The following is a 21,040-nucleotide window of genomic DNA, read 5'->3' as shown; positions in this document are numbered from 1 at the left end:
GCAGCCCGACGATGCGCAGCCGGGTCGGGTGGGCGAGCGCCCGCATGTGGGCTGCGTCGTCGAGTCGCTGGACGTCCATGACTCGACGATAGATCCACAAGAATCGTTGCGCAACACTTCTTGTGGATCGGACTGGAGGATCGCCCCGCGTCGGGCGAGCGCGCTACGGTGCCGACATGGCCAGGTGGGTCGCGCTGCTGCGCGGGGTGAACGTCAACGGGATCACGATCCGGAGCGCGGAGCTCGCGGCGCTGTTCCGCGAGCTCGGGTACGAGGACGTGCGCACGGTGCTCGCGTCGGGCAACGTCGTGTTCACCGCGGACGGGGACGCCGCCTCGGTCACGGGCGCCGTCGAGCAGGCCTTGCGCGACCGGTTCGGCTACGACGCCTGGATCGTGCTCGTCCCGCACGGACGGCTCGCCGCGATCGTCGACGGCTTCCCGTTCCCGTCCGGTCCCGACCGGCACGACTACGTCGTGTTCGGTTCAGCGGCCCCGGCGCTCGACGCCCTGCTCGAGGACCTGACCGTCGACGAGTCGGTGGAGCGGGTCGCGCGGGGCGACGGCGTCGTGTACTGGTCGTGCCCGAAGGGCTCCAGCACCGACACCGCGTTCGCGAGACGGGCCGCCGCCGCACGCTTCAAGCGCACGACGACGACCCGCAACACGAACACCCTCCGGAAGCTCCTGTGACCCGCCGCGGTCTCCACCACGTCGAGTTCCGCGTCGCGGACCTCGACGCCGCCGTCCGCTCGTGGGGCTGGCTGCTCGACGCGCTCGGGTCGGCGCCGTTCCAGGAGTGGCCGGACGGCCGGAGCTGGCGACTGGACCACACGTACCTCGTCCTGGAGCGCGCCCCGCTCCCCGGCGGACACGATCGACGCCGGCCGGGCCTCAGCCACCTCGCGCTGCACGGCGGGAGCGCCGCCGACGTCGCACGGATCTGGACCGGGGCGCCGGGGCACGGGTGGCGACGGCTCTACGAGGACCGGCACCCGCACGCCGGTGGACCCGACCACCACGCGGCGTTCCTCGAGGACGCGGAGCGCGTGAAGGTCGAGGTCGTCGCCGACGTCGAGGACTGATTCGCCGCGCTCAGGACTGCGCGGGCTGCCCGTTGCTCGCGGTCGTGCCACCGTCGACGGGCAGCACAGCGCCCGTGACGTAGCTCGCGGCGTCGCTCGCCAGGAACAGGATCACGGCGGCGACCTCCTCGGGCCGCCCACCGCGGCCGAGCGACACCCGCTCGGCGAACGCGTGCTGGAGTTCCTCGTCCTCCGCCTGCTGCTGGGTCATGTCCGTCCAGACGAGCCCGGGCGCGACGGCGTTCACCCGCACGCCGAACTGCCCGTTGTCGAGCGCCGCGGCCTTCGTGAAGTTCGTCACGCCGCCCTTCGCGGCGTTGTACGGGCTCATCCGCCAGTCCGCGTCCGTCCCGGACACCGACGAGGTGTTGACGACGGACCCCTTCGTCTCGCGGAGGAACGGCAGCGCCGCACGGGTGCCGTAGAACACGCTCGACAGGTCCGTGTCGATGACCCGGCGCCACTCGTCCGGCTCGATGTCGGTGATGTCGCCCGAGGTGAAGGTCCCCGCGTTGTTCACGAGGACGTCGACCCGGTCCCAGCGGTCGACCGCTGCGGACACGATCGTCTCCCACGCTGCCGGGTCGGCCACGTCGGCGCGCACGGCGACCGCGCGGCCCGTCGGCAGCGAGTCGGCGACGGCCCGGACCTTCTCCTCGACGCTGTCCACCAGGAGCACGGCGGCGCCCTCGTCGACGAAGGCGCGCGCGGTGGCCTCCCCGATCCCCGATCCCGCTCCGGTGACGATCGCGACCTTGCCCGCGAACCGCTCGTCCATGTGTGTCTCCTCTCGTTGCACGGTCAGTGCCGCAGGAGACGCCGTCGGCCCGGGCGGGCACGGGGGACCACGGTGCCCGGGCACGGCTGGGGGCGTTGCCAGCCGGACCCGACGGACGAGGCGCGGTGCGGGACGGACCCGCACCGCGCCTCCGGTCCGTCCGCCGTCGTGCCGGCCGCCGTCGTGCCGGCCGCCGTCGTGCCGGCCGCCGTCAGGCGGTGGTCTCGTCGATCTCGAACGCGCGGTCGAGCGAGATGGTCGGGATCGACGCGGTGATGACCGAGCCGTCCGCGCGCAACGTGCCCTGGATGTCGCTGGTCGTCGGCGCGTGCCCGCTCATCCGCGGCCCGTGGTGCGGCAGCGGGACGACGGTCGGCTCGCCGGCCGGGACCTCCCACTGCTGGTTGTGCACCCACGCGGTGAAGCCGTCGCCGGTCTCGACCGTGAAGGTCATCTGCTCTTCCTCGAGGTCGACGCGGATCCGAGAGCCGTGCACCGTCAGGCGGTAGGTCAGGCGGTCCCAGTCCTTCGGCAGGCGCGGGTTGAACGACATCCGTCCGCCGTGGTCGCGCATGCCGCCGAAGCCGTTGACGAGCGCACCCCAGATGCCACCCGTCGAGGCGATGTGCACACCGTCCGCGGTGTTGCCGTGCAGGTCGGCGAGGTCGACGTACAGCGCCGTCTGGAAGTACTGCGCCGCCAGGTCGTGGTAGCCGACCTCGGCCGCCATGATCGACTGGACGACCGCGGACAGGGTCGAGTCGCCGGTCGTCAGGGCGTCGTAGTAGTCGAAGTCCCGGCGCTTCTCGGCCGCGGTGAACTCGTGACCCTGCAGGAACAGCGCGAGCACGACGTCCGCCTGCTTGAGCACCTGGAACCGGTAGATCACCAGCGGGTGGTAGTGCAGCAGCAGGGGGCGCTTGGAGTCGGGCGTGTTCTCGAGGTCCCAGAGCTCCTTGTCGAGGAACTGGGCGTCCTGGGGGTGGATGCCGCGGTGCGGGTCGAACGGGATCTCCATCGACTCGGCGGCGTGCTCCCACTCGACGACCTCGGCCGGGTCGAGTCCGGTACGCCGGACCATGCGGCCGTACTCCTCCGGGTCGTCGACGGCGAGCTCGTGGCAGGCGTTGACGGCGAACCACAGGTTCGCCCGGGCCATGACGTTCGTGTAGAGGTTGTCGTCGACGACCGTCGTGTACTCGTCCGGCCCGGTGACGCCGTCGATGTGGAACTTCTTGTCGCCGTTCGAGCGCCAGAAGCCCAGGTCCGCCCACAGCCGGGCGGTCTCGACCAGGATGTCGATCGCTCCGCGCTTGAGGAAGTCGCGGTCCCCCGAGGCGCGCACGTACTGCATGAGCGCGTGGGCGATGTCCGCGTCGATGTGGTACTGCGCGGTACCCGCGGCGTAGTACGCGCTGGACTCTTCGCCGTTGATCGTCCGCCACGGGAACAGGGCCCCGCGCTGGTTCAGCTCGCGGGCCCGGGAGCGGGCGGCGTCGAGCATGTTGTAGCGGAAGCGCAGCGCGTTCCGGGCGGCGATCGGTGCCGTGTACGACAGGAACGGCAGGACGTAGATCTCCATGTCCCAGAAGTAGTGCCCGCCGTACCCGGACCCGGTGACGCCCTTCGCCGCGATGCCGTGCCCGTCGGTCCGAGCGGTCGCCTGCGCGAGCATGAACAGGTTCCAGCGGACGGCCTGCTGGATCTCCGGCTGCCCGGGGATCTCGGCGTCGCTGCGGGTCCAGTAGTCGTCCATCCAGGCGCGCTGCTTGTCGAACGTCTGGTCGACCGTCTCGGCGCGGGCCCGGTCGAGCGTCCGGTCGCAGCGGTCGCCGAGTTCACGCGCCGGCACGCCGCGGGACGTGTGGTAGACGAGGTGCTTCACCAGCCGCGTCGGGACGCCCCGGCGTGCCTGCACCCGGTAGACGTGCTTGGCGAGGTCGTCCTCGATCGAGGAGCTCTCGTCCCAGTGGTTGTCGGTCTCCAGGTGGTGCTCGACCCCGACGCAGATGGTCATGCCCGAGCTCGCGGCCTGGTAGCCCAGCAGGGATCGGCCGGCGGTGCTGCGCTTGAGCTTCGGCTCGAGCACGCGCTCGGTGAACGCCTCGGCCTTGCGCGGGTCGAAGGCGTTCGCCGCGGCGCGCATGCCCGCGTGGTACTCGTCCTGGACGTCCTGGCGGTTCAGGACCTGGCTCGACAGCAGGAGCGAGGCGTCCGCGTCGAGCACGGTCACCTCGTAGTCGATGACCGCCAGGTGCCGGTCGGTGAAGGACACCAGCCGGCGGGAGCGGATGAGCACCCGCTTGCCGGACGGCGTCGACCACTCCGTCTCGCGGTACAGGTACCCGCCGCGGAAGTCGAGGCGCCGGGTGTGCCGCAGGATGTCGGCCTCGGCCAGGACGAGCGGCTCGTCGTCGACGTAGAGCCGGATCACCTTGGCGTCCGGTGCGTTGATGATGGTCTGTCCGGTCTTGGCGAAGCCGAACGCGTCCTCGGCGTGCCGGATCGGCCACGTCTCGTGGAAGCCGTTGACGTACGTGCCGTACTGGACGCCGCCGCGGCCCTCGTCGAGGTTGCCGCGGAGGCCCAGGTACCCGTTGCCGACGGCGAAGTTCGTCTCCGCGACGCCCTGCTCGTCGGGGGCGTACTCGGTCTCGACGAGCGCCCACTCGTCCACCGGGTAGCGGACGCGGTCCAGGGGGTCGGAGGTGATGGGGTTCATGCAGTGTGCTCCGTGGGAGGGAGTGCGGGGTGGGTGGGGTGGTGCCGCGATGGGGTCGCGTGGTCAGGCGGGGAGCTGGTCGACGAGCTCGTCGAGGTCGCTGACGACGACGTCGGCACCGTGCGCGCGGAGGGCGTCCGCGCCGGCGCCGCGGTCGACACCGACGACCAGGCCGAAGGCACCGTTCCGGCCGGCTTCGACGCCGCTCGTGGCGTCCTCGACCACGACGCACTCGGCGGCGGTCCGTCCGAGGCGCTCCGCGGCGTCGAGGTACGTGTCCGGCGCGGGCTTGCCGGCGAGGCCGTCCTGCCGCGCGACGAGCCCGTCGACGACGACCGGGAAGCGGTCGAGGATGCCCGCCGTGCGGAGCACCTGGGTGGCGTTCGCGGAGCTCGACACCACGGCGACCTGCACCCCGGCGTCGATCGCGGCGGTGAGGAAGCGCAGGGAGCCCGGGTACGGCTCGACGCCGTGCTCGGTCAGCTCGGCGGTGAACTCGGCGTTCTTGCGGTTGCCGAGCCCGCACACCGTGTCGGCGTCGGGGGCGTCGTCCGGGGTGCCCTCGGGCAGCTCGATCCCGCGCGAGGCGAGCAACGAGCGGACCCCGTCGTAGCGGGGCTTGCCGTCGATCGAGTCGAAGTAGTCCTGCTCGGTGTACGGCGCGACGCCGTGTGCGGCCAGGTACGGGGTGAACAGCCGGCTCCAGGCACGCATGTGCACGTCGGCCGTCGGCGTGAGGACGCCGTCGAGGTCGAACAGGAGCGCTCGCGTGTCGGCGAGTCGCGCGGGGGTGCGCCGGTCCGGCATCGTCATCGGGGATCCTCTGCTCGCGGTGGTCGGTTCGGCTCGGATCGAGTCTAGGACCGCTCCAGCCCGGACACCCAGGCTCGCCGGGCAGGTGTGGAGAACCGTTCACCGGGTGCCGATCCGCGCGACGGTTGCCGTTCCGCGCATCGGGTGCCGTTCCGCGCGTCGAACGTCGTTCCTCCCGTCCTCCGACGCGCGGATCGGTCTCCCATGTCGGGTGCGATGGGCAGGAACGCGCACCAAGGTGCGTGGATGACGGACGGGAGGCACGGGTCGACCCCGCCCCGTACCTCCCGTCCGTCAGCCGCTCGCCTCGAGCGGTCGCGTCAACGCAGGGTGCGGCCGCGGAGCGTGCGCACCCAGTCCTCGATCGCCGCGCTGATCTGGGCGCGCGCCTCAGACCGCGAGATCGTCGCCGGCCGGTCGCCGGGCTGGTCGCCGTAGGCGCCGAAGTCGGCGTGGTTCGCGCCCTGGACCTCGACCATCCGCGCGGTGGTGGGCAGCTGGTCGCGCGCAGCGGCGACCTTGTCCGGCGTCGACAGCCCGTCCCGCGACCCGGAGACGCTGAGGACGTCGATGTACGAGCGGGCGATGTCGTTCGCGCAGTAGCTGCCGAGGAGCAGCAGGCCGTCGGCGTCCTGCGCGAGCTGGCACGCGCGGACCCCGCCGAGGGAGTGCCCGCCGACGGCCCACGTCGTGACGCGCGGGGCGTGCGCCTCGAACGTCGCGAGCGGGCGGGTGTCGAAGAACGCCAGGTTCAGCGTCGGCTTCGTGATGACGACCGTCGTCCCCGCGGCGACGACCTGCCGGAACGTCGCCATGTACGCGTACGGATCGACCTTCGCGCCGGGGATGAACACGATGCCGGTCCCGTCCGCGGTGCCGGTCGGGGTCATCAGCACGGCGTCGCCGACGTCACGGACCGCCACGCGGTCGTCGCGCCACACCTGCAGCGCAGCGCTCCGGGTGCCCTGCATGACGGTGTTGGCGTACACGAGGAACACCACCGCGAGCAGCACGACGACGGCCAGGGTCCAGGCGGTCCACCTGCGGGCACGGTGCACGGTCAGTCCTCCTCCGGCCGGTGGGCCGTGACGGTCAACCAGCGCTCGTCGGCGCCGGGACGGGTGCTCTCGCGGACGGTGACCCCGCGCCAGCCGGCGGCGGTGACCACGGCGGCGAGGGCGTCCTCGGTCCAGTAGGTGAACCAGCGGGGATCGTCGAGCTTGCGGTCGCTCCACCCGTCGCGGTCGCCGCGCTTGACCGTGGCGGCGAGGACGCCGCCGGGGCGGACCGCGCGGCGGGCGCGGTCGAGCACTGGGCGGGTGTCGTCCCGGTCCACGTGTAGCAGGACGGCGTTGGCGAACACGGCGTCGTACGGGCCGCCCCAGGGCGTCAGGACCCCGCCCGCGTCGCGAGGGCCGTCGTCGTCCCGGACGTCGAGCAGGCGCGCGTCGTGTCCGGCCGCCCGGAGACGGTCGACGAAGGCGGCGGCGCCGTCGGTGCGGTCGACGCGGAGACCCGCGGCCTCGAGGGCGTCCGCGTCCCGACCCGGGCCGGACCCGAGCTCGAGCACGTGCGACCCGGCGGGGACCAGGGCCAGCAGGTCGTCGACGAGGCCCGCGCGGTGGTCGTCGGTGCGCTCGGCGTAGCGGTCGGATCCGCGTTCGTAGGCGAGCAGGGTGCGCTCGGCTGCGAGCCCGCGGACCATCACGAGCTCGTGCCGGCCGTCCGGGAGTTCGTCGCCCGGGGTGTCGGTCAGGGTGAAGCCGGCGCGCTCGTAGGTCCGTCGGGCACGGTGGTTGTCGGGCATCACGGAGAGCTCGAGGCGAGCGGCACCGTGCTCGGCCATCGCTCGGGCGACGGCGTTGATGAGCGTGCGGGCGACGCCCTGGCCGCGGGCCTCTGGAGCGACCCACATCGAGATGAGTTCGGCGACCGCGGGGTCGTCCGCGGACGGGACGCCGGTCGCCATGCCGACGGAGCGGCCGGGCGCGGGGTCGGAGTCGGGCGTGCGCTCGGGCGCCTGCTCGGGTGACCGGTCGTGCTCGACCGCGAGCAGGTCGACCGCGCCCGGCAGCGACAGTCGGCCGCGCCAGCGGGCCTCGGGGGCGTCCAGCCAGTCGGCGAGCCGGGAGCCGAAGGCCTCCGGGGCGTCGGTGAGGGCGGCGAGCCGGACGGGGCGCCACGTGGCCCAGTCGTCGGCCGTCACCCGGCGGAGCGCGATCGTCACGGCTCGACGGTACCGCCGCCACCGCCGGGCCGCCGCCGGCAGCACCTTCCTGGACGCCCCCGGGCCGTGGTGGAGCAGAAGACGTCGGGTGTGCCCGGGGCCACCCGACGTCTTCTGCTCCACCGATGTGGCCGCGCGGGACCCGGGCGGCCAGTCGGGGTCAGGAGGTCGGCGTCAGGTCGTACATCGTGACGCCGTCGACCGTCTCGGCCTCGTAGTGCGCGGCGACCCACTCGGCGATCTGCTCGGCGGCCTCGCTCCCGCTGCTGTTCGAGCCCCCGGCGCCCGAGCTGCCGCCGACGAACCAGTGGATCTTCCCCGCCGCGACGAGCCGCTGGAACTCCTTCAGGGTCGGCGCGGGGTCGGTGCCGTTGTAGCCGCCGATCGCCATCACCGGGTCGCCCGTCGCGAGTTGGTAGCTGGCGGCGCTGTTCGACCCGACCGTGGCGGCCGCCCAGGTGTAGTCGTCGGCGTCGGCGCTCAGGGCGGACACCACGGCGTCCGACACCTCGGTGGACCCGCCGAGCAGGTTCATGCCGCCGCCGGTGCCGCGGGTGGGTGCCTGGCCCTGCGTCTGCGTCTGCGAGCCGCCGTCGGCCTGGCCGCCGGGTACCGTCGCGCCCGTCGCCCCGCCGGGGCCTCCCTGCCCAGCCGTCCCGGTCCCGTTCTGGCTTCCGGGGCCGCCCTGGCCGCCGGTCCCGGTCTGCCCACCGGGCCCGCCCTGGCCGCCGGGGCCGCCCTGCCCACCGGGGGCACCGCCGCGACCGCCGCCGAAGCCGCCGGACGAGACGCTCGGTCCGGCCGTCGGCAGCGCCCCGGTGTGCCCGACCGTGGTGGTCTGCACCGAGAACGCCGTCGGACCGAGCAACGCCGCGACGAGCACGGTGGCGACCGTGGCACCGGCGAGACCACGACCCCGCGGCGGCAGCAGGACGAGCACCGCCCCGGCGAGGGTCGCGGCCACGACCACCCACCGGATCCAGGGCTGCCACGACGACGCCTGGGACAGCAGGGCGAACGACCACGCCCCGGAGAGCGCCACGACGGCCGCGGCGACCATGCGCCAGGCGAGCTCGCCCCGGCGCTGCCAGAGCAGTCCGGCGCCGACGCCGACCAGTCCGGCGATGTACGGCGCGAGGGCCACCGTGTAGTAGGGGTGGAAGATCCCGCCCATGAAGCTGAACACCAGGCCCGTGACGAGCAGGGACCCGCCCAGCACGAGCACGGTCGCGAGCCGCGGGTCGGTCCGCCGCCGGACCCCGACCGCGACGAGGGCGACCACGAACAGGGCGAGCGCGGTCGGCAGGAGCCACGTGACCTGCGTGCCGAACTCCGAACCGAACAGCCGAGTCAGCCCGGTCGATCCCCACGACCCCGCACCGGTGGTGCCGCCGGGGACGACGCTGCCGGTCTCGTCGCCCGTGACCCGACCGAGGCCGTTGTAGCCGAAGGTCAGCTCGAGGAAGCTGTTCGTCTGCGAGCCGCCGACGTACGGCCGGGCCGACGCCGGCACGAGCTCGACGATCGCGACCCACCACCCGGCGGACACCACGACGGCGAGCGCCGCGGCGAGCAGGTGCCCGATCCGCCGGAGGACCGGCCGGGGCGACGCGACGAGGTACACGCCGACGAGCGGCGGGAGCACGAGGAACGCCTGCAGCTGCTTCGTCAGGAACCCGAGCCCGACGAGCACCCCGGCCCAGACCACCCAGCGCATCCGGCCCGATTCGACACCGCGCAGAGTCAGGGCGATCGCGCCGACGGTCAGCAGCACGAGCAGCGCGTCGGGGTTGTCGTAGCGGAACATCAGCGTCGCCACCGGCGTCGTGGCGAGCACCGCCCCGGCGAGGAGCGCGGCCCCGGCCGAGAACCGCCGCCGGACGATCCGGTACAGGACCGCGACCGACGCGACCCCCATCAGCGCCTGCGGCACGAGGACCGCCCACGAGTTCAGCCCGAACAGCCGCACCGAGATGCCGATCACCCACAGGAACGCCGGTGGCTTGTCGACCGTGATCGCGTTCGCGGCGTCGGAGGACCCGTAGAAGAACGCCTCCCAGCTCTGGCTGCCCGCCTGGACGGCCGCCGTGTAGAACGCGTTCGCCCAGCCGTTCACGCTGAGGTTCACGACGTAGAGCACGCCCGTCGCGAGCAGCAGGCCGAGGAACGCCGGACGCTCCCACCGGGCGGCGTCGGCCCGGCCCCGGACGAGACCGACCAGGCGCTCCCGGACACCGTGGGGGCGGGTGCGTGGTGGCAGCAGGCGGGGTCGCTCGGCGGGGATCGTCTCGGTCATGTCCCGAGCGTGCGGCGCGGAGGTTCGCGGACGCCCGCTGCTGCCTTGGACGCGCCTAAGGGACCGCCGGGCGGGTGCTGTCGACGCAGGGCGGGGACCGCTTCACCGCCCGAGCGGCCGACTCCACGCCACCTCGCGCCCGAGCTGTCCGCTCGCACGGAACAGCTCGACCTGGGTCGTCCCGGCGAGCACGGTGGCGAGCTCCTCGCGGTCGGCGGGAGCGAACCCTGCCAGCGCCGTCCCCGTGCCGGAGCCGCGGAGCGCCGGACCGACGGCGACGCTGCGCAGGAGGACGTGCCTCCCGTCCGACCCCGTCTCGTACCCGGTGGAGGCGACGACGGAGCCGGCCGCGTCCCGGACCACCCACAGGCGGACCGAGGGTTCGGCGAGTCCGGCGACCGTCAGGTCGCACGCGGTCAGGAAGGCGTGGAGCTCCGGGACGTCGGCCGCGTCGACGCGCGTCGGGCGCAGCTCAGGACGGAAGGCCCCCACCCCCGTTCGGCGCGAACCGGTACCCCATCCCCGACTCCGTCACCAGGTACCGCGGGTGCGACGGCTCGGGCTCGAGCTTCCGCCGCAGCTGCGCCATGTACAGCCGCAGGTACCCGGAGTCGTTCCCGTGCGTCGGACCCCACACCTCGGTCAGGAGCATCTCGCGGGTCATGAGCCGCCCGGGGTTCGTCACGAGCACCTCGAGGAGCCGCCACTCGGTCGGCGTCAGCCGGATCGCTGGGCCGGACGGCGGGGTGACCTGCTTCGCGACGAGGTCCACCACGAGCTCCCCGATCACCACGGTCGGGGTCGCACCGGCGGTCGCCGCGGCGGTGGCCTGCCGGCGGCCGAGGGCCCGGAGGCGGGCGAGCAGCTCGTCCATCTGGAAGGGCTTCGTCACGTAGTCGTCCGCCCCGGCGTCGAGTGCGTCGACCTTGTCGGACGAGTCCGTCCGCCCGGAGAGCACGAGCACGGGCACCTGGGACCAGGCGCGGATGCCCTCGAGCACACCGATGCCGTCGAGCCGCGGCATGCCGAGGTCGAGCATCACGATGTCCGGGCGCTCGGTGATCACGGCGTCGATCGCGGCACGGCCGTCGCGGGCGGTCGCGACCTCGTACCCGCGGGCGGCGAGCGTCACCGAGAGCGCACGGACGAGCTGCGCGTCGTCGTCCGCGATGAGGACCTTCGTGCTCACTTGACATCCACTCCCAGGTGTCCGGCGATCGGCAGCCGCACGACGACGGTCAGGCCGCCGCCGGGGGTGTCGTCGACCTCGATCGTGCCGCCCATGCCCTCGGTGAACCCGCGCGCGAGCGCGAGTCCCAGCCCGAGGCCGGTGTCGTTGTCGGTGTCACCGAGCCGCTGGAACGGCTGGAAGACGTCGTCGCGTCGGTCCTCGGGGATGCCGGGTCCGTGGTCGGCGACGCGGAGTTCGACCCCGCCGCCGAAGGCGCTCGCGGCGACGCGGACACGGGTGCCGTCCGGCGCGTAGCGGCTCGCGTTCGCGAGCAGGTTCACGACGACGCGCTGCAGCAGCACGGGGTCGGCGAGGACGGGCGGCAGGTCGCCCGGCAGGTCGAGGTCGACGTCGTCCGGTCCGAGTTCGAGTTCGTCGAGGGCGGGTGCGACGACCGTCTCGAGGGCGGTCGGCAGCGGCGTGACGGCGAGCACCCCGGCCTGCACGCGGCTCACGTCGAGCAGGTCGGCCAGCAGACCCGCCAGCTGGCGCAGGCTCTCGTCGGCAGTGGTGAGCAAGGCCTCCCGGTCGGCCGGCGACAGCTCGATGTCGGCGGCGTGCAGCGTCTGCACGGCCGCCGACGCGGCCGCGATCGGCCGTCGCACGTCGTGGCCGACCGCCGCGAGGATGGCGCTCCGCACCCGGTCCGCGGCCGCGATGCGCTCCGCGTCGACCGCGGTGCGGGTCAGCTCCCGGTGCTCGACGGCGGCGTCGAGCTGCTGCTCGACGACCCGCAGCAGGCGGCGCTGGGTCGGGTCGTCGGGGGCGCCGGAGAACTCCAGGACGGCACCGGACGGGAGGCTCGTGGTCGCGTCCGGCGCGCCCGCGAACGTGCCCGACGTGGCCGGGACCTCGTCGCCCTGCCGGATCCGCACGCCGGTGAACCCGAACGCCTCGCGCGTCCGGTCGAGGAGCGCCTGCAGGGCGTCGTCGCCGCGGAGGACGCTGCCGGCGATCCCGACGAGGAGCCCCGACTCGGCCGCCGCCCGACGGGCCGCACGGCTCCGGCGCGCGGACCGGTCGACCACGAAGCTGACGAGCACGGCGCTGATCACGTACATCACGAGGGCCACGAGGTGCCACGGCTGCTGGACGGTGACCATGTAGAGGGGTTGCACGAAGAAGAAGTCGAGGCTCAGCCCGGACAACACCGCCGTGAAGACCGCGGGCCACATCCCGCCGGTGAGCGCGACGACGAGCACGAGCAGCTGGTACGACAGCACGTCGACCGTGATGGCGTCCGGGTCGTTGCCGAACGAAAGGAGCCAGGTCAGGAGCGGCCCGAGCACGAGGGACACCGCGAAGGCGGCGACGATCCGGGCGCGGGACAGGCTGCCGCCGAGCTTCGGCAGCGCGAACCCGCCGCCGGCACGTTCGTGCGTGACGACGTGCACGTCGATGTCGCCGGACTCCTGGATGACCGTGTTGCCGATGCCGGGGCCGGTGATCGCGGCGGCCAGCCGTGTGCGCCGACTGACGCCGATGACGATCTGGGTCGCGTCGATCGACTTCGCGAAGCGGACCAGGGTGGTCGGCACGTCGTCGCCGACGACCTGGTGGTACGTCCCCCCGAGCTGTTCGAGCAGGGTGCGCTGCTTGCCGAGGGCGCCCGGGTGCCGGACGCGGAGCCCGTCGTTCGTCGTGACGTGCACGGCCGCGAGCTCGCCACCGGCGCTGCGGGCCGCGATGCGGGCACCGCGGCGCAGCAGGGTCTCGCCCTCGGGGCCACCGGTCAGGGCGACGAGCACGCGCTCGCGGGTCTCCCAGCGGTGGTCGATGCCGTGCTCGGCGCGGTAGGCCTTGAGCGCGTCGTCGACCTCGTCGGCGAGCCAGAGCAGGGCGATCTCGCGCAGGGCGGTGAGGTTGCCGAGCCGGAAGTAGTTCGACAGGGCCGCGTCGATGCGGGCCGCCGGGTAGACCAGCCCGTCCGACAGCCGCTCGCGCAGGGACGCCGGGGCGAGGTCCACGACCTCGATCTGGTCGGCGGCGCGGACCACGGCGTCCGGGACGGTCTCGCGCTGCACCGTGCCGGTGATCTCGCGGACGACGTCGCCGAGGGACTGCATGTGCTGGATGTTCACGGTCGAGATGACGCTGATGCCCGCGGCGAGGAGCGCCTCGACGTCCTGCCACCGCTTCTCGTTCTGGCTGCCGGGGGCGTTCGTGTGCGCGAGCTCGTCGACCAGGGCGACGTCGGGGGCCCTGGCGACGACGGCGTCGAGGTCCATGTCGTCGAGGGACACCCCGCGGTGCTCGACGATCCGGCGCGGGACGACCTCGAGCCCGTCGACCAGGGCGGCGGTGGCGGCACGCTCGTGGGTCTCGACGACGGCGACCACCACGTCGCGGCCCTCGGCCTGCATGCGGTGCCCCTCCTCGAGCATCGTGAACGTCTTGCCGACGCCGGGGGCCGCGCCGAGCAGGACCCGCAGTTTGCCTCGCTTCACGGGGTCATCCTCTCGCTGTTCGGTGCGTGCTCCGTGGACCGCACGGTGCCATCGGGAACGGTCAGCGCGTCGCGGCGAGCGCCAGGTTCAGCTCGAGCACGTTGACGACCGGCTCACCGAGGAACCCGAGCTGCCGGGACTCGGTGTGCTCGTCGACGAGCTTCCGGACCGCGTCGGCGGACAGCCCGCGGGCCGAGGCCACCCGGGACACCTGCTGGAGCGCGTACTCCGGGCTGATGTCGGGGTCGAGGCCCGAGCCGGACGCCGTGACCGCGTCGGCGGGGACGTCCGCGGCGGACACCCCGTCGGCCTTCGCCAGCGCGGCGCGGCGCTCCTCGACGGCCTTCGTCAGGTCGGGGTTCGACGGGCCGAGGTTCGAGCCGGACGAGGCGTTCGCGTCGTAGCCCTTCTCGCCCGCGGCGCTCGGACGCGACTGGAACCACCGGTCGGCGTCCTTGCCGTCGAACGACTGCCCGATGAGGGACGAGCCGACGACCTTGCCCGACGAGTCGGTGACCATCGAGCCGTTGGCCTGGTCGTGGAAGGCGGCCTGGCCGACGCCCCACACCGCGAGCGGGTAGGCGAGGCCGAGGACGACGGTGGACAGGAGGGTGAGGCGGATCGCCACACCCGTGGAGCGGAAGGTGGACCGTACGGATGCCATTGGACTAGAACCCCGGGATGAGACCGACGACGAGGTCGATCAGCTTGATGCCGACGAAGGGGACGATGACGCCGCCGAGCCCGTAGACGAGCAGGTTGCGTCCGAGGACGGACGACGCGGAGGCCGCCCGGTAGCGCACGCCCCGCAGGGAGAGCGGGATGAGCGCCACGATGACGAGGGCGTTGAAGACGACCGCGGACAGGATCGCGGACGACGGGCTGTGCAGCCCCATGATGTTGAGCGCCGCGAGGCCGGGGAACGCCGCCTGGAACATGGCCGGGATGATCGCGAAGTACTTCGCGACGTCGTTGGCGATGGAGAAGGTGGTGAGCGCGCCGCGGGTGATGAGCAGCTGCTTGCCGATCCGGACGATGTCGATGAGCTTCGTCGGGTCGGAGTCGAGGTCGACCATGTTGCCGGCCTCCTTCGCGGCGGTGGTGCCGGTGTTCATCGCCACGCCGACGTCCGCCTGCGCCAGGGCGGGGGCGTCGTTCGTGCCGTCACCGGTCATCGCGACGAGGTTGCCGCCTTCCTGCTCCCGCTTGATGAGCGCGAGCTTGTCCTCCGGGGTGGCCTCGGCGAGGAAGTCGTCGACGCCGGCCTCGGCGGCGATCGCCTTCGCGGTGCGCGGGTTGTCGCCGGTGATCATCACCGTGCGGATGCCCATGCTCCGGAGCTCGGCGAACCGGGCTGCCATGCCGTCCTTGACGACGTCCTTCAGGTGCACGACGCCGAGCAGGGCGACGGCGCCCGACGCGTCCCGGCGTCCGACGACGAGCGGCGTCCCGCCCTGGTCGGAGATCTCGGCGACCGTGGCGTCCACCGCGGCCACGACCGCGGGGTCGGCGTCCCCGGCCCAGGCGAGCACGGCGGCCGCGGCGCCCTTGCGGATCTGCGCACCGTCGGCCAGGTCGAGGCCGGACATCCGGGTCTGCGCGGTGAACGGCACCTCGGTCGCCCCGGCGGGGTTGCCCGGCGTGACACCGTCGGCCGCTGCGAGCGTCACGATCGAGCGACCCTCGGGGGTGCTGTCCGCGGCGCTCGACAGCGCGGCGGCCTCGAGCAGCGTGCGCTCGGGCACCCCGGGGACCGGCACCACGCGCGATGCCTGGCGGTTGCCGTACGTGATCGTGCCGGTCTTGTCGAGCAGCAGGGTCGTGATGTCACCGGCGGCCTCGACCGCACGGCCGGACATCGCCAGGACGTTGTGCTGCACGAGCCGGTCCATGCCGGCGATGCCGATCGCGGAGAGCAGCGCGCCGATGGTGGTCGGGATGAGGCAGACGAGCAGGGCGATGAGCACCGGCACGCTGACGGTCGCGCCGACCAGGCCGGCGATGGGCTGCATCGTCAGGCAGACGATCACGAACACGATCGACAGCGACGCGAGCAGGATGTTCAGCGCGATCTCGTTCGGCGTCTTCTGCCGAGCCGCACCCTCGACCAGGCGGATCATCCGGTCGATGAACGTCTCGCCGGGGGTCGAGGTGATCCGCACGACGATCCGGTCGGACAGCACCCGGGTGCCGCCCGTCACGGCGCTGCGGTCGCCGCCGGACTCGCGGATGACGGGCGCGGACTCGCCGGTGACGGCCGACTCGTCGACGCTCGCGATGCCGTCGACGACGTCGCCGTCACCGGGGACGACCTCGCCGGCCACGACGACCACGACGTCCCCCTTGGCGAGGTCGACGGAGGCGAGCTCCTCGGTCTCGGCGTGCAGGGCGGCAGGGTCGCCGGTCGCGTCGTACCCACGGACGCGCTGCGCGCTCGTGGTGGACCGGGTCTTCCGCAGGGTGTCGGCCTGCGCCTTGCCCCGGCCCTCGGCAACGGCCTCGGCCAGGTTGGCGAAGACGACGGTCAGCCAGAGCCACACCGCGATCGCGGCGGTGAAGACGGACGGCTCGACGAAGGCGGTCACCGTGGTGAGCGCGGCACCGACCTCGACGATGAACATGACGGGGTTGCGCCACATCAGGCGCGGGTCCAGCTTGCGCAGGGCACCCGGGAGGCCCGCCGCCAGTTGTCGGGGTCCGAAGGCGGACGAGGTGGTCGGCCTGGAGGCGGTGGTCGTCTCCGGCGCGTCGGTCGCGGTGGTCATTGCAGTGTCCTTGGACATCGGCTGGGCTTTCATCGGGCGAGTGCTTCTGCGAGCGGTCCGAGGGCGAGGACCGGGAAGTAGGTCAGGGCGGTGACGATCACCGCGACGGCGCCGAGCAGGCCGACGAACAGCGGTCGGTGGGTCGGCAGCGTGCCGCTGGTCGCGGGCACCTTGTCCTGGGCGGCGAGCGATCCGGCGAGCGCCAGGACGAGCGCGATCGGGATGAACCGACCGAGCAGCATCACGACGCCGAGTGCGGAGTTCATCCACGTGGTGTTCGCGGTCAGGCCGCCGAACGCCGAGCCGTTGTTGTTCGCGCCCGACGTGAATGCGTACAGCAGCTCGGAGAGCCCGTGGTTGCCGGGGTTGAACAGGCTCGTGCCGAGGACCTGCTCCCGGACGCCCGGGATCACCAGGGACAGGCCGGTGCCGAGCAGCGCCAGGGTCGGCGTGACGAGGATGTACAGGGCCGCGAAGGTCATCTCGCGGGCCCGGATCTTCTTGCCGAGGTACTCCGGCGTGCGGCCGACCAGGAGTCCGCCGATGAACACCGTGATGACGGCGAGCACGAGCATGCCGTACAGGCCGGAGCCGACGCCGCCGGGGCTGATCTCGCCGAGCATCATGTTGAGGAGCGCCATCATGCCGCCGACCGGCGTGAAGCTGTCGAACATGCCGTTCACGGCGCCCGTCGACGTGGCGGTGGACGTCGTCCCGAAGAGCGTCGTGCCGAGGATGCCGAAGCGCACCTCCTTGCCCTCCATCGCGGCACCGGCCGCCTGGGTCGCGGTCCCGCCGCCGGCGAGCTCGGCGATCGACATCACCGAGAGCGACACGAGGAAGATCGCGCCCATCACGGCGAGGATCGCGTAGCCCTGGCGGTCGTCGCCCACGAGCCGACCGAAGGTCCGCGGCAGCGAGAACGGGATGACGAGCATGAGGAAGACCTCGACGAGGCTCGTCCACGCCTGCGGGTTCTCGAACGGGTGCGCCGAGTTCGCGTTGAAGTAGCCGCCACCGTTCGTGCCGAGCTCCTTGATCGCCTCCTGCGACGCGACGAAGCCGTCCGGGATGTGCTGCGTGCCTCCGGCGAGGGTGGTGACGTCGATCCCGGAACCCCAGGACTGCACGACGCCGCCCGCGATGAGCACGATCGCGAACACGAACGCGCCGGGCAGCAGCAGGCGACCGGTGCCGCGCACCACGTCGACCCAGACGTTGCCGAGCGTGCCCGACTTGCGGCGGGCGAACCCGCGGACCAGGGCGACGGCCACCGCGAGGCCGACCGCCGCGGACAGGAAGTTCTGCACCGCGAGGCCCGCCATCTGCACCGAGAAGCCGAGGGTGGCCTCGGGCGAGTAGGACTGCCAGTTCGTGTTCGTGACGAAGGACGCCGCCGTGTTGAAGGCGAGCGACGGCCCGACGTTCGGCAGCCCGAGGTCGCCCGGCAGCACGACCTGGATGCGCTGCAGCAGGTAGACGACGAACACCCCGACGACGCTGAAGAGCAGCACGCCGCGCAGGTACGCGGGCCAGGACTGCTCGGCGTCGGGGTCGACCCCGATCACCCGGTACACACCGCGCTCGACGCGGCTGTGCTTGGTCGGGGTGTACACGTGCGCCATCCAGTCGCCGACCGGACGGTAGGCGACGACGAGGAGCAGGACGAGGGTCGCGACCTGGGCGATGCCGGCCCACGTGTCGGCGATGGAGCCCGCCATCAGAAGCGCTCCGGGTGGACCAGGGCCCACACCAGGTAGACGACCGAGGCGATGCCGAGGACGGCTGCGGCGATGGTGACGACGATCACAGCCGCTCCACCCCCTTGGCGATGAGTGCCACCACGCCGAACACGGCGAGGACACCGGCGACGACGAAGACGTCGAACACGAGGGACTCCAGGGTTGCTGTGGGGTCCGAGCCGGGCGGTTCGGGCCGCACCACTTGTGGTGCGGAACCGATGCTGGATCCGGTGACGCGCCTCCAGGCCGGTCCTAACGGGATCCTGACGGCCTGCTGACGGACGCATGCGCCGCCCTAACGCCCGCTGCCGACGGCCTCCCCGCCGTTGCCGGAAGGGGCGGACGCTGCTAGCGTGTCGGCATCACGATCGGCCCGCTCGCCTCACGGCTCGGGCCGATTTTCTTGCCCGGGCGGCATTCGTCGGGGCTGTGTCGTCTGGGGGGGCGGGGTGACCTACGCGAAACCGTGGCTGTCCATCGACGACCAGATTGCGACTCTGCGCGGACGCGGCCTCTCGATCACCGACCCGGACCGCGCGGCGGCCGTCCTCGCCGAGGTCGGCTACTACCGGTTGACGGGCTACCTCTACCCGTTCCGCGTGTCCCGCAGCGTGACCGACGAACACGGACGCACGGCGACACTCGTCGAGGAGCGGTTCCGTCCGACGGCGGCTTTCGACGACGCGTGTGCGCTGATCGCCTTCGACCGAGCCCTGCGTCTGCTCGTGCTCGAGGCGGTGGAGCGGGTGGAGGTCGCGGTCCGCACCCGGCTGGCGCACGTCCTCGGCCGGGTCGCACCGTTCGCGCACGAAGACCGGTCGGTCTTCAGCACGGCCTTCACCGCACCACGTCCGGGTACGGACCTGCGCAGCGAACACCAGCGGTGGCTGGAACGGCTCGACGAACGATGCGCGCGGTCGGACGAGTCGTTCGTCGCGCACTTCCGCGAGCGGTACGACGGCCACATGCCGATCTGGGTCGTCGTGGAGCTGCTCGAACTGGGGCAGGTGTGCCGCCTGTACAGCGGTCTCCGGAACGACCTCGCCACCGAGGTCGCGGCGGCGTTCTCGGTGCCGACCAAGCAACTGATGCGGAGCTGGCTCGCGTCCGTGAACTACGTCCGGAACGTCGCGGCGCACCACGCCCGGCTGTTCAACCGCAAGCTCGTCGCCGCACCGAAACGACCGAGTGCGACGCAGGTCCCCACGCTCGCGCACCTCGGATCCGGAGCCGCACCCAAGCGGTTCGGGGTCTACGAGGTCCTCGCGGTGCTCGCGCACCTGCTCGAGTCCGTCCCGTCCGACGGCGACTGGCAGCGGCGCACCGCGGCGCTGCTGGCTGACTTCCCGCAGATCGACGGCATCGACGTCCGGTCGACCGGTGCCGACCCGGCCTGGCTCAGCGAACCGCTCTGGGCCAGCCCCGGGCGGTCAGGGACGAGCTGACGGGGGTGTGCTGCCGACGGCATCCTGCAGCCGTCCCGCGAGCGCGGCGACCGCGGCGCGGAGCGCGTCCGGACCCTCGACCGCGAATGGCACGGTGGACGCGGCGAACGCTCCCGCGAGCCCGTCCCAGGACCACGACCCGCGGGTGACCCGGCTGCGGCCGTCGTCGAGCGCCTCGACGACGGCGTCCTCCGGCAGGAACGGGGCGATCCGCGCCGCGTCCTCGGCGCGCACCAGCACGGAACCCGTGCACGGCCAGGCGTCGTCGCGGTCCGAGCCCCGGAACCGCGCCGACACGAACGCGGCGGCGTCCCCGCCCGGCACCGGACGCGGGGTGAACGGGAGCCGGGTCGGCATCCGCGGCGCGATCCGGTCGACGCGGTAGGTCCGCCAGTCGTCGCGCTCGGGCTCCCACGCGAGCAGGTACCAGCGGCCACTCCGCGCGACGACCGCGTGCGGCTCGACCCGGTGCAGGGTGTCGCGCTCGCCGTAGCCGAAGCGCAGGACCTCGTGGCGGTGCACGGCTGCGCTCACGGCGACCAGCACCTCCGGATTCGCGCGCGTCGTGCCGGGCGCGGTGACGGCGTCGACGAGGTCCACGCGGTTCCGGAGGTGCTCCGGCATGACCTGTCGGACGGTGGTGAGCGCACGGGCGGCGGCCTCGGCGATGTCGGCGCCGGACGCGGGCGCCACGGCGAGGGCGAGGGCGACCGCGACGGCCTGCTCGTCGTCGAAGAGCAGCGGCGGCAGGTCGGACCCGGCGCCCAGGCGGTACCCGCCCGCCGGCCCACGTACGGCCTCGACCCGGTAGCCGAGGTCGCGGAGCCGGTCGACGTCGCGGCGCAGGGTCCGCGGGCTGACGGCCAGTCGGGTCGCCAGTTCGTCGCCCGGCCACTCGCGGTGCACCTGCAGCAGGGACAGCAGCGCGAGCATGCGCGAGGACGGACCAGACATGTCGACGATCATGCCCCGAGAAGCGGTCACGATCTGACCGCAATGCCCGACATCCTCGTCCCATGAGCATCGAGACCACGACCCACATCAACTTCGACGGACAGGCCCGCGAGGCCCTCGACTTCTGGGCGGCTGCCTTCGGCGGCACCGTGCAGGCGACCACCTACGGCCAGATGGGCGCGTCGCAGGACCCGGCCTGGGCCGACCGGATCGTCTTCGGCCAGGTCACCACCGAGGCCGGCTTCCGCATCATGGCGTTCGACGTCTGGCCGGACCAGCCGTACGACCAGGGCACGAACGGCTTCTACGTCTTCGTGCACGGCGACGACGCGGACGAGGTCACCCGGTACTGGGACGGGCTGTCCGAGGGCGCCGAGGTGCGGCAGCCGCTCGGGCCGTCGCCGTGGGCGCCGCTCGCCGGGCAGCTGCGCGACCGGTTCGGGGTCGTGTGGCAGCTGGACGTGGCGGCGCCGCAGGGCTGAGGCGGGGCGGGTGGCGCGCCGGCGCGGCTGCGTCGGCGCGCGTCGTCGATGGAG

The 21,040-nt window shown here is 72.9% G+C and carries 19 protein-coding genes; 4 read left to right on the top strand and 15 right to left on the bottom strand.

Features of this window, described 5'->3' with window-relative positions; translation table 11 throughout:
• Window positions 1–176 precede the first annotated feature (176 nt).
• Window positions 177–692 carry a DUF1697 domain-containing protein gene (locus HUN59_RS01445; protein ID WP_174777303.1) on the top strand — a complete coding sequence of 172 codons (516 nt, stop codon included), beginning with the start codon at window positions 177–179 and terminating at the stop codon, window positions 690–692.
• Window positions 689–1,084, top strand: a complete 396-nt coding sequence (locus HUN59_RS01440; protein ID WP_174777302.1) for a VOC family protein — start codon at window positions 689–691, stop codon at window positions 1,082–1,084. Before HUN59_RS01445 ends, HUN59_RS01440 begins: the two co-directional genes overlap by 4 nt.
• Before the next feature lie 10 nt (window positions 1,085–1,094).
• Here HUN59_RS01440 and HUN59_RS01435 read toward each other — a convergent pair whose 3' ends face one another.
• From HUN59_RS01435 to HUN59_RS01370, 14 genes are all read right to left on the bottom strand, one after another.
• The gene (locus HUN59_RS01435; RefSeq protein ID WP_058740730.1) at window positions 1,095–1,862 is read right to left on the bottom strand and encodes an SDR family NAD(P)-dependent oxidoreductase; all 768 of its coding nucleotides are present in this window, start codon (window positions 1,860–1,862) and stop codon (window positions 1,095–1,097) included.
• 211 nt (window positions 1,863–2,073) lie between these two features.
• Entirely contained in the window at window positions 2,074–4,584 is a 2,511-nt protein-coding gene (locus tag HUN59_RS01430) for a glycoside hydrolase family 65 protein (protein ID WP_174777301.1), read from the bottom strand.
• A 63-nt stretch (window positions 4,585–4,647) separates the two neighbouring features.
• A complete protein-coding gene (locus tag HUN59_RS01425) occupies window positions 4,648–5,397 on the bottom strand; it encodes an HAD family hydrolase (RefSeq protein ID WP_174777300.1) in 750 nt (249 codons plus the stop codon).
• Window positions 5,398–5,717: 320 nt separating this feature from the next.
• On the bottom strand, window positions 5,718–6,455 hold the full coding sequence (locus HUN59_RS01420; RefSeq protein WP_174777299.1) for an alpha/beta hydrolase: 738 nt from the start codon (window positions 6,453–6,455) through the stop codon (window positions 5,718–5,720).
• Between the two features lie 2 nt (window positions 6,456–6,457).
• Complete coding sequence (locus HUN59_RS01415) at window positions 6,458–7,624, bottom strand: GNAT family N-acetyltransferase (RefSeq protein WP_174777298.1); 1,167 nt, start codon at window positions 7,622–7,624, stop codon at window positions 6,458–6,460.
• Window positions 7,625–7,784: 160 nt separating this feature from the next.
• Window positions 7,785–9,920, bottom strand: a complete 2,136-nt coding sequence (locus tag HUN59_RS01410; RefSeq protein WP_174777297.1) for a glycosyltransferase family 39 protein — start codon at window positions 9,918–9,920, stop codon at window positions 7,785–7,787.
• Window positions 9,921–10,022: 102 nt separating this feature from the next.
• The gene (locus HUN59_RS01405) at window positions 10,023–10,412 is read right to left on the bottom strand and encodes a GNAT family N-acetyltransferase (RefSeq protein ID WP_254629960.1); all 390 of its coding nucleotides are present in this window, start codon (window positions 10,410–10,412) and stop codon (window positions 10,023–10,025) included.
• Window positions 10,393–11,109, bottom strand: a complete 717-nt coding sequence (locus tag HUN59_RS01400; RefSeq protein ID WP_058740724.1) for a response regulator — start codon at window positions 11,107–11,109, stop codon at window positions 10,393–10,395. Before HUN59_RS01400 ends, HUN59_RS01405 begins: the two co-directional genes overlap by 20 nt.
• Window positions 11,106–13,598, bottom strand: coding sequence for an ATP-binding protein (locus HUN59_RS01395; RefSeq protein ID WP_058740723.1), 2,493 nt, complete (start codon window positions 13,596–13,598; stop codon window positions 11,106–11,108). The genes HUN59_RS01400 and HUN59_RS01395 overlap by 4 nt, the downstream gene beginning before the upstream one ends.
• 61 nt (window positions 13,599–13,659) lie before the next feature.
• Window positions 13,660–14,262, bottom strand: a complete 603-nt coding sequence (kdpC, locus tag HUN59_RS01390) for a potassium-transporting ATPase subunit KdpC (protein ID WP_174777296.1) — start codon at window positions 14,260–14,262, stop codon at window positions 13,660–13,662.
• A 4-nt stretch (window positions 14,263–14,266) separates the two neighbouring features.
• Entirely contained in the window at window positions 14,267–16,363 is a 2,097-nt protein-coding gene (kdpB, locus tag HUN59_RS01385) for a potassium-transporting ATPase subunit KdpB (RefSeq protein ID WP_058740721.1), read from the bottom strand.
• Between the two features lie 29 nt (window positions 16,364–16,392).
• Complete coding sequence (gene kdpA, locus HUN59_RS01380; RefSeq protein ID WP_174777295.1) at window positions 16,393–18,084, bottom strand: potassium-transporting ATPase subunit KdpA; 1,692 nt, start codon at window positions 18,082–18,084, stop codon at window positions 16,393–16,395.
• Entirely contained in the window at window positions 18,084–18,173 is a 90-nt protein-coding gene (locus HUN59_RS01375; RefSeq protein ID WP_058729515.1) for a potassium-transporting ATPase subunit F, read from the bottom strand. Before HUN59_RS01375 ends, kdpA begins: the two co-directional genes overlap by 1 nt.
• On the bottom strand, window positions 18,170–18,307 hold the full coding sequence (locus HUN59_RS01370) for a hypothetical protein (protein ID WP_174777294.1): 138 nt from the start codon (window positions 18,305–18,307) through the stop codon (window positions 18,170–18,172). Before HUN59_RS01370 ends, HUN59_RS01375 begins: the two co-directional genes overlap by 4 nt.
• A gap of 247 nt (window positions 18,308–18,554) precedes the next feature.
• On the opposite strand from HUN59_RS01370, the gene HUN59_RS01365 reads away from it, so the two are divergent.
• Complete coding sequence (locus HUN59_RS01365) at window positions 18,555–19,550, top strand: Abi family protein (protein ID WP_174777293.1); 996 nt, start codon at window positions 18,555–18,557, stop codon at window positions 19,548–19,550.
• Here HUN59_RS01365 and HUN59_RS01360 read toward each other — a convergent pair.
• A complete protein-coding gene (locus tag HUN59_RS01360) occupies window positions 19,536–20,534 on the bottom strand; it encodes a helix-turn-helix transcriptional regulator (protein ID WP_441307025.1) in 999 nt (332 codons plus the stop codon). The two genes, HUN59_RS01365 and HUN59_RS01360, sit on opposite strands and share 15 nt — an antisense overlap.
• Before the next feature lie 32 nt (window positions 20,535–20,566).
• Between HUN59_RS01360 and HUN59_RS01355 the strand changes: the two genes are divergently transcribed.
• On the top strand, window positions 20,567–20,986 hold the full coding sequence (locus tag HUN59_RS01355) for a VOC family protein (RefSeq protein WP_058740719.1): 420 nt from the start codon (window positions 20,567–20,569) through the stop codon (window positions 20,984–20,986).
• Window positions 20,987–21,040 lie beyond the last annotated feature (54 nt).

This window comes from Curtobacterium sp. Csp2 (assembly GCF_013347165.1).
This window is presented reverse-complemented; position numbering and strand designations above follow the sequence as displayed.

Excerpts from the sequence above, each read along its gene's own strand:
- HUN59_RS01355 (WP_058740719.1), top strand. The coding sequence starts at position 20,567 with ATGAGCATCGAGACCACGACCCACATCAACTTCGACGGACAGGCCCGC.
- kdpB (WP_058740721.1), bottom strand. The coding sequence starts at position 16,363 with ATGACCACCGCGACCGACGCGCCGGAGACGACCACCGCCTCCAGGCCG.
- HUN59_RS01445 (WP_174777303.1), top strand. The coding sequence starts at position 177 with ATGGCCAGGTGGGTCGCGCTGCTGCGCGGGGTGAACGTCAACGGGATC.
- HUN59_RS01425 (WP_174777300.1), bottom strand. The coding sequence starts at position 5,397 with ATGACGATGCCGGACCGGCGCACCCCCGCGCGACTCGCCGACACGCGA.
- HUN59_RS01435 (WP_058740730.1), bottom strand. The coding sequence starts at position 1,862 with ATGGACGAGCGGTTCGCGGGCAAGGTCGCGATCGTCACCGGAGCGGGA.
- kdpC (WP_174777296.1), bottom strand. The coding sequence starts at position 14,262 with ATGGCATCCGTACGGTCCACCTTCCGCTCCACGGGTGTGGCGATCCGC.
- HUN59_RS01410 (WP_174777297.1), bottom strand. The coding sequence starts at position 9,920 with ATGACCGAGACGATCCCCGCCGAGCGACCCCGCCTGCTGCCACCACGC.
- HUN59_RS01430 (WP_174777301.1), bottom strand. The coding sequence starts at position 4,584 with ATGAACCCCATCACCTCCGACCCCCTGGACCGCGTCCGCTACCCGGTG.
- kdpA (WP_174777295.1), bottom strand. The coding sequence starts at position 18,084 with ATGGCGGGCTCCATCGCCGACACGTGGGCCGGCATCGCCCAGGTCGCG.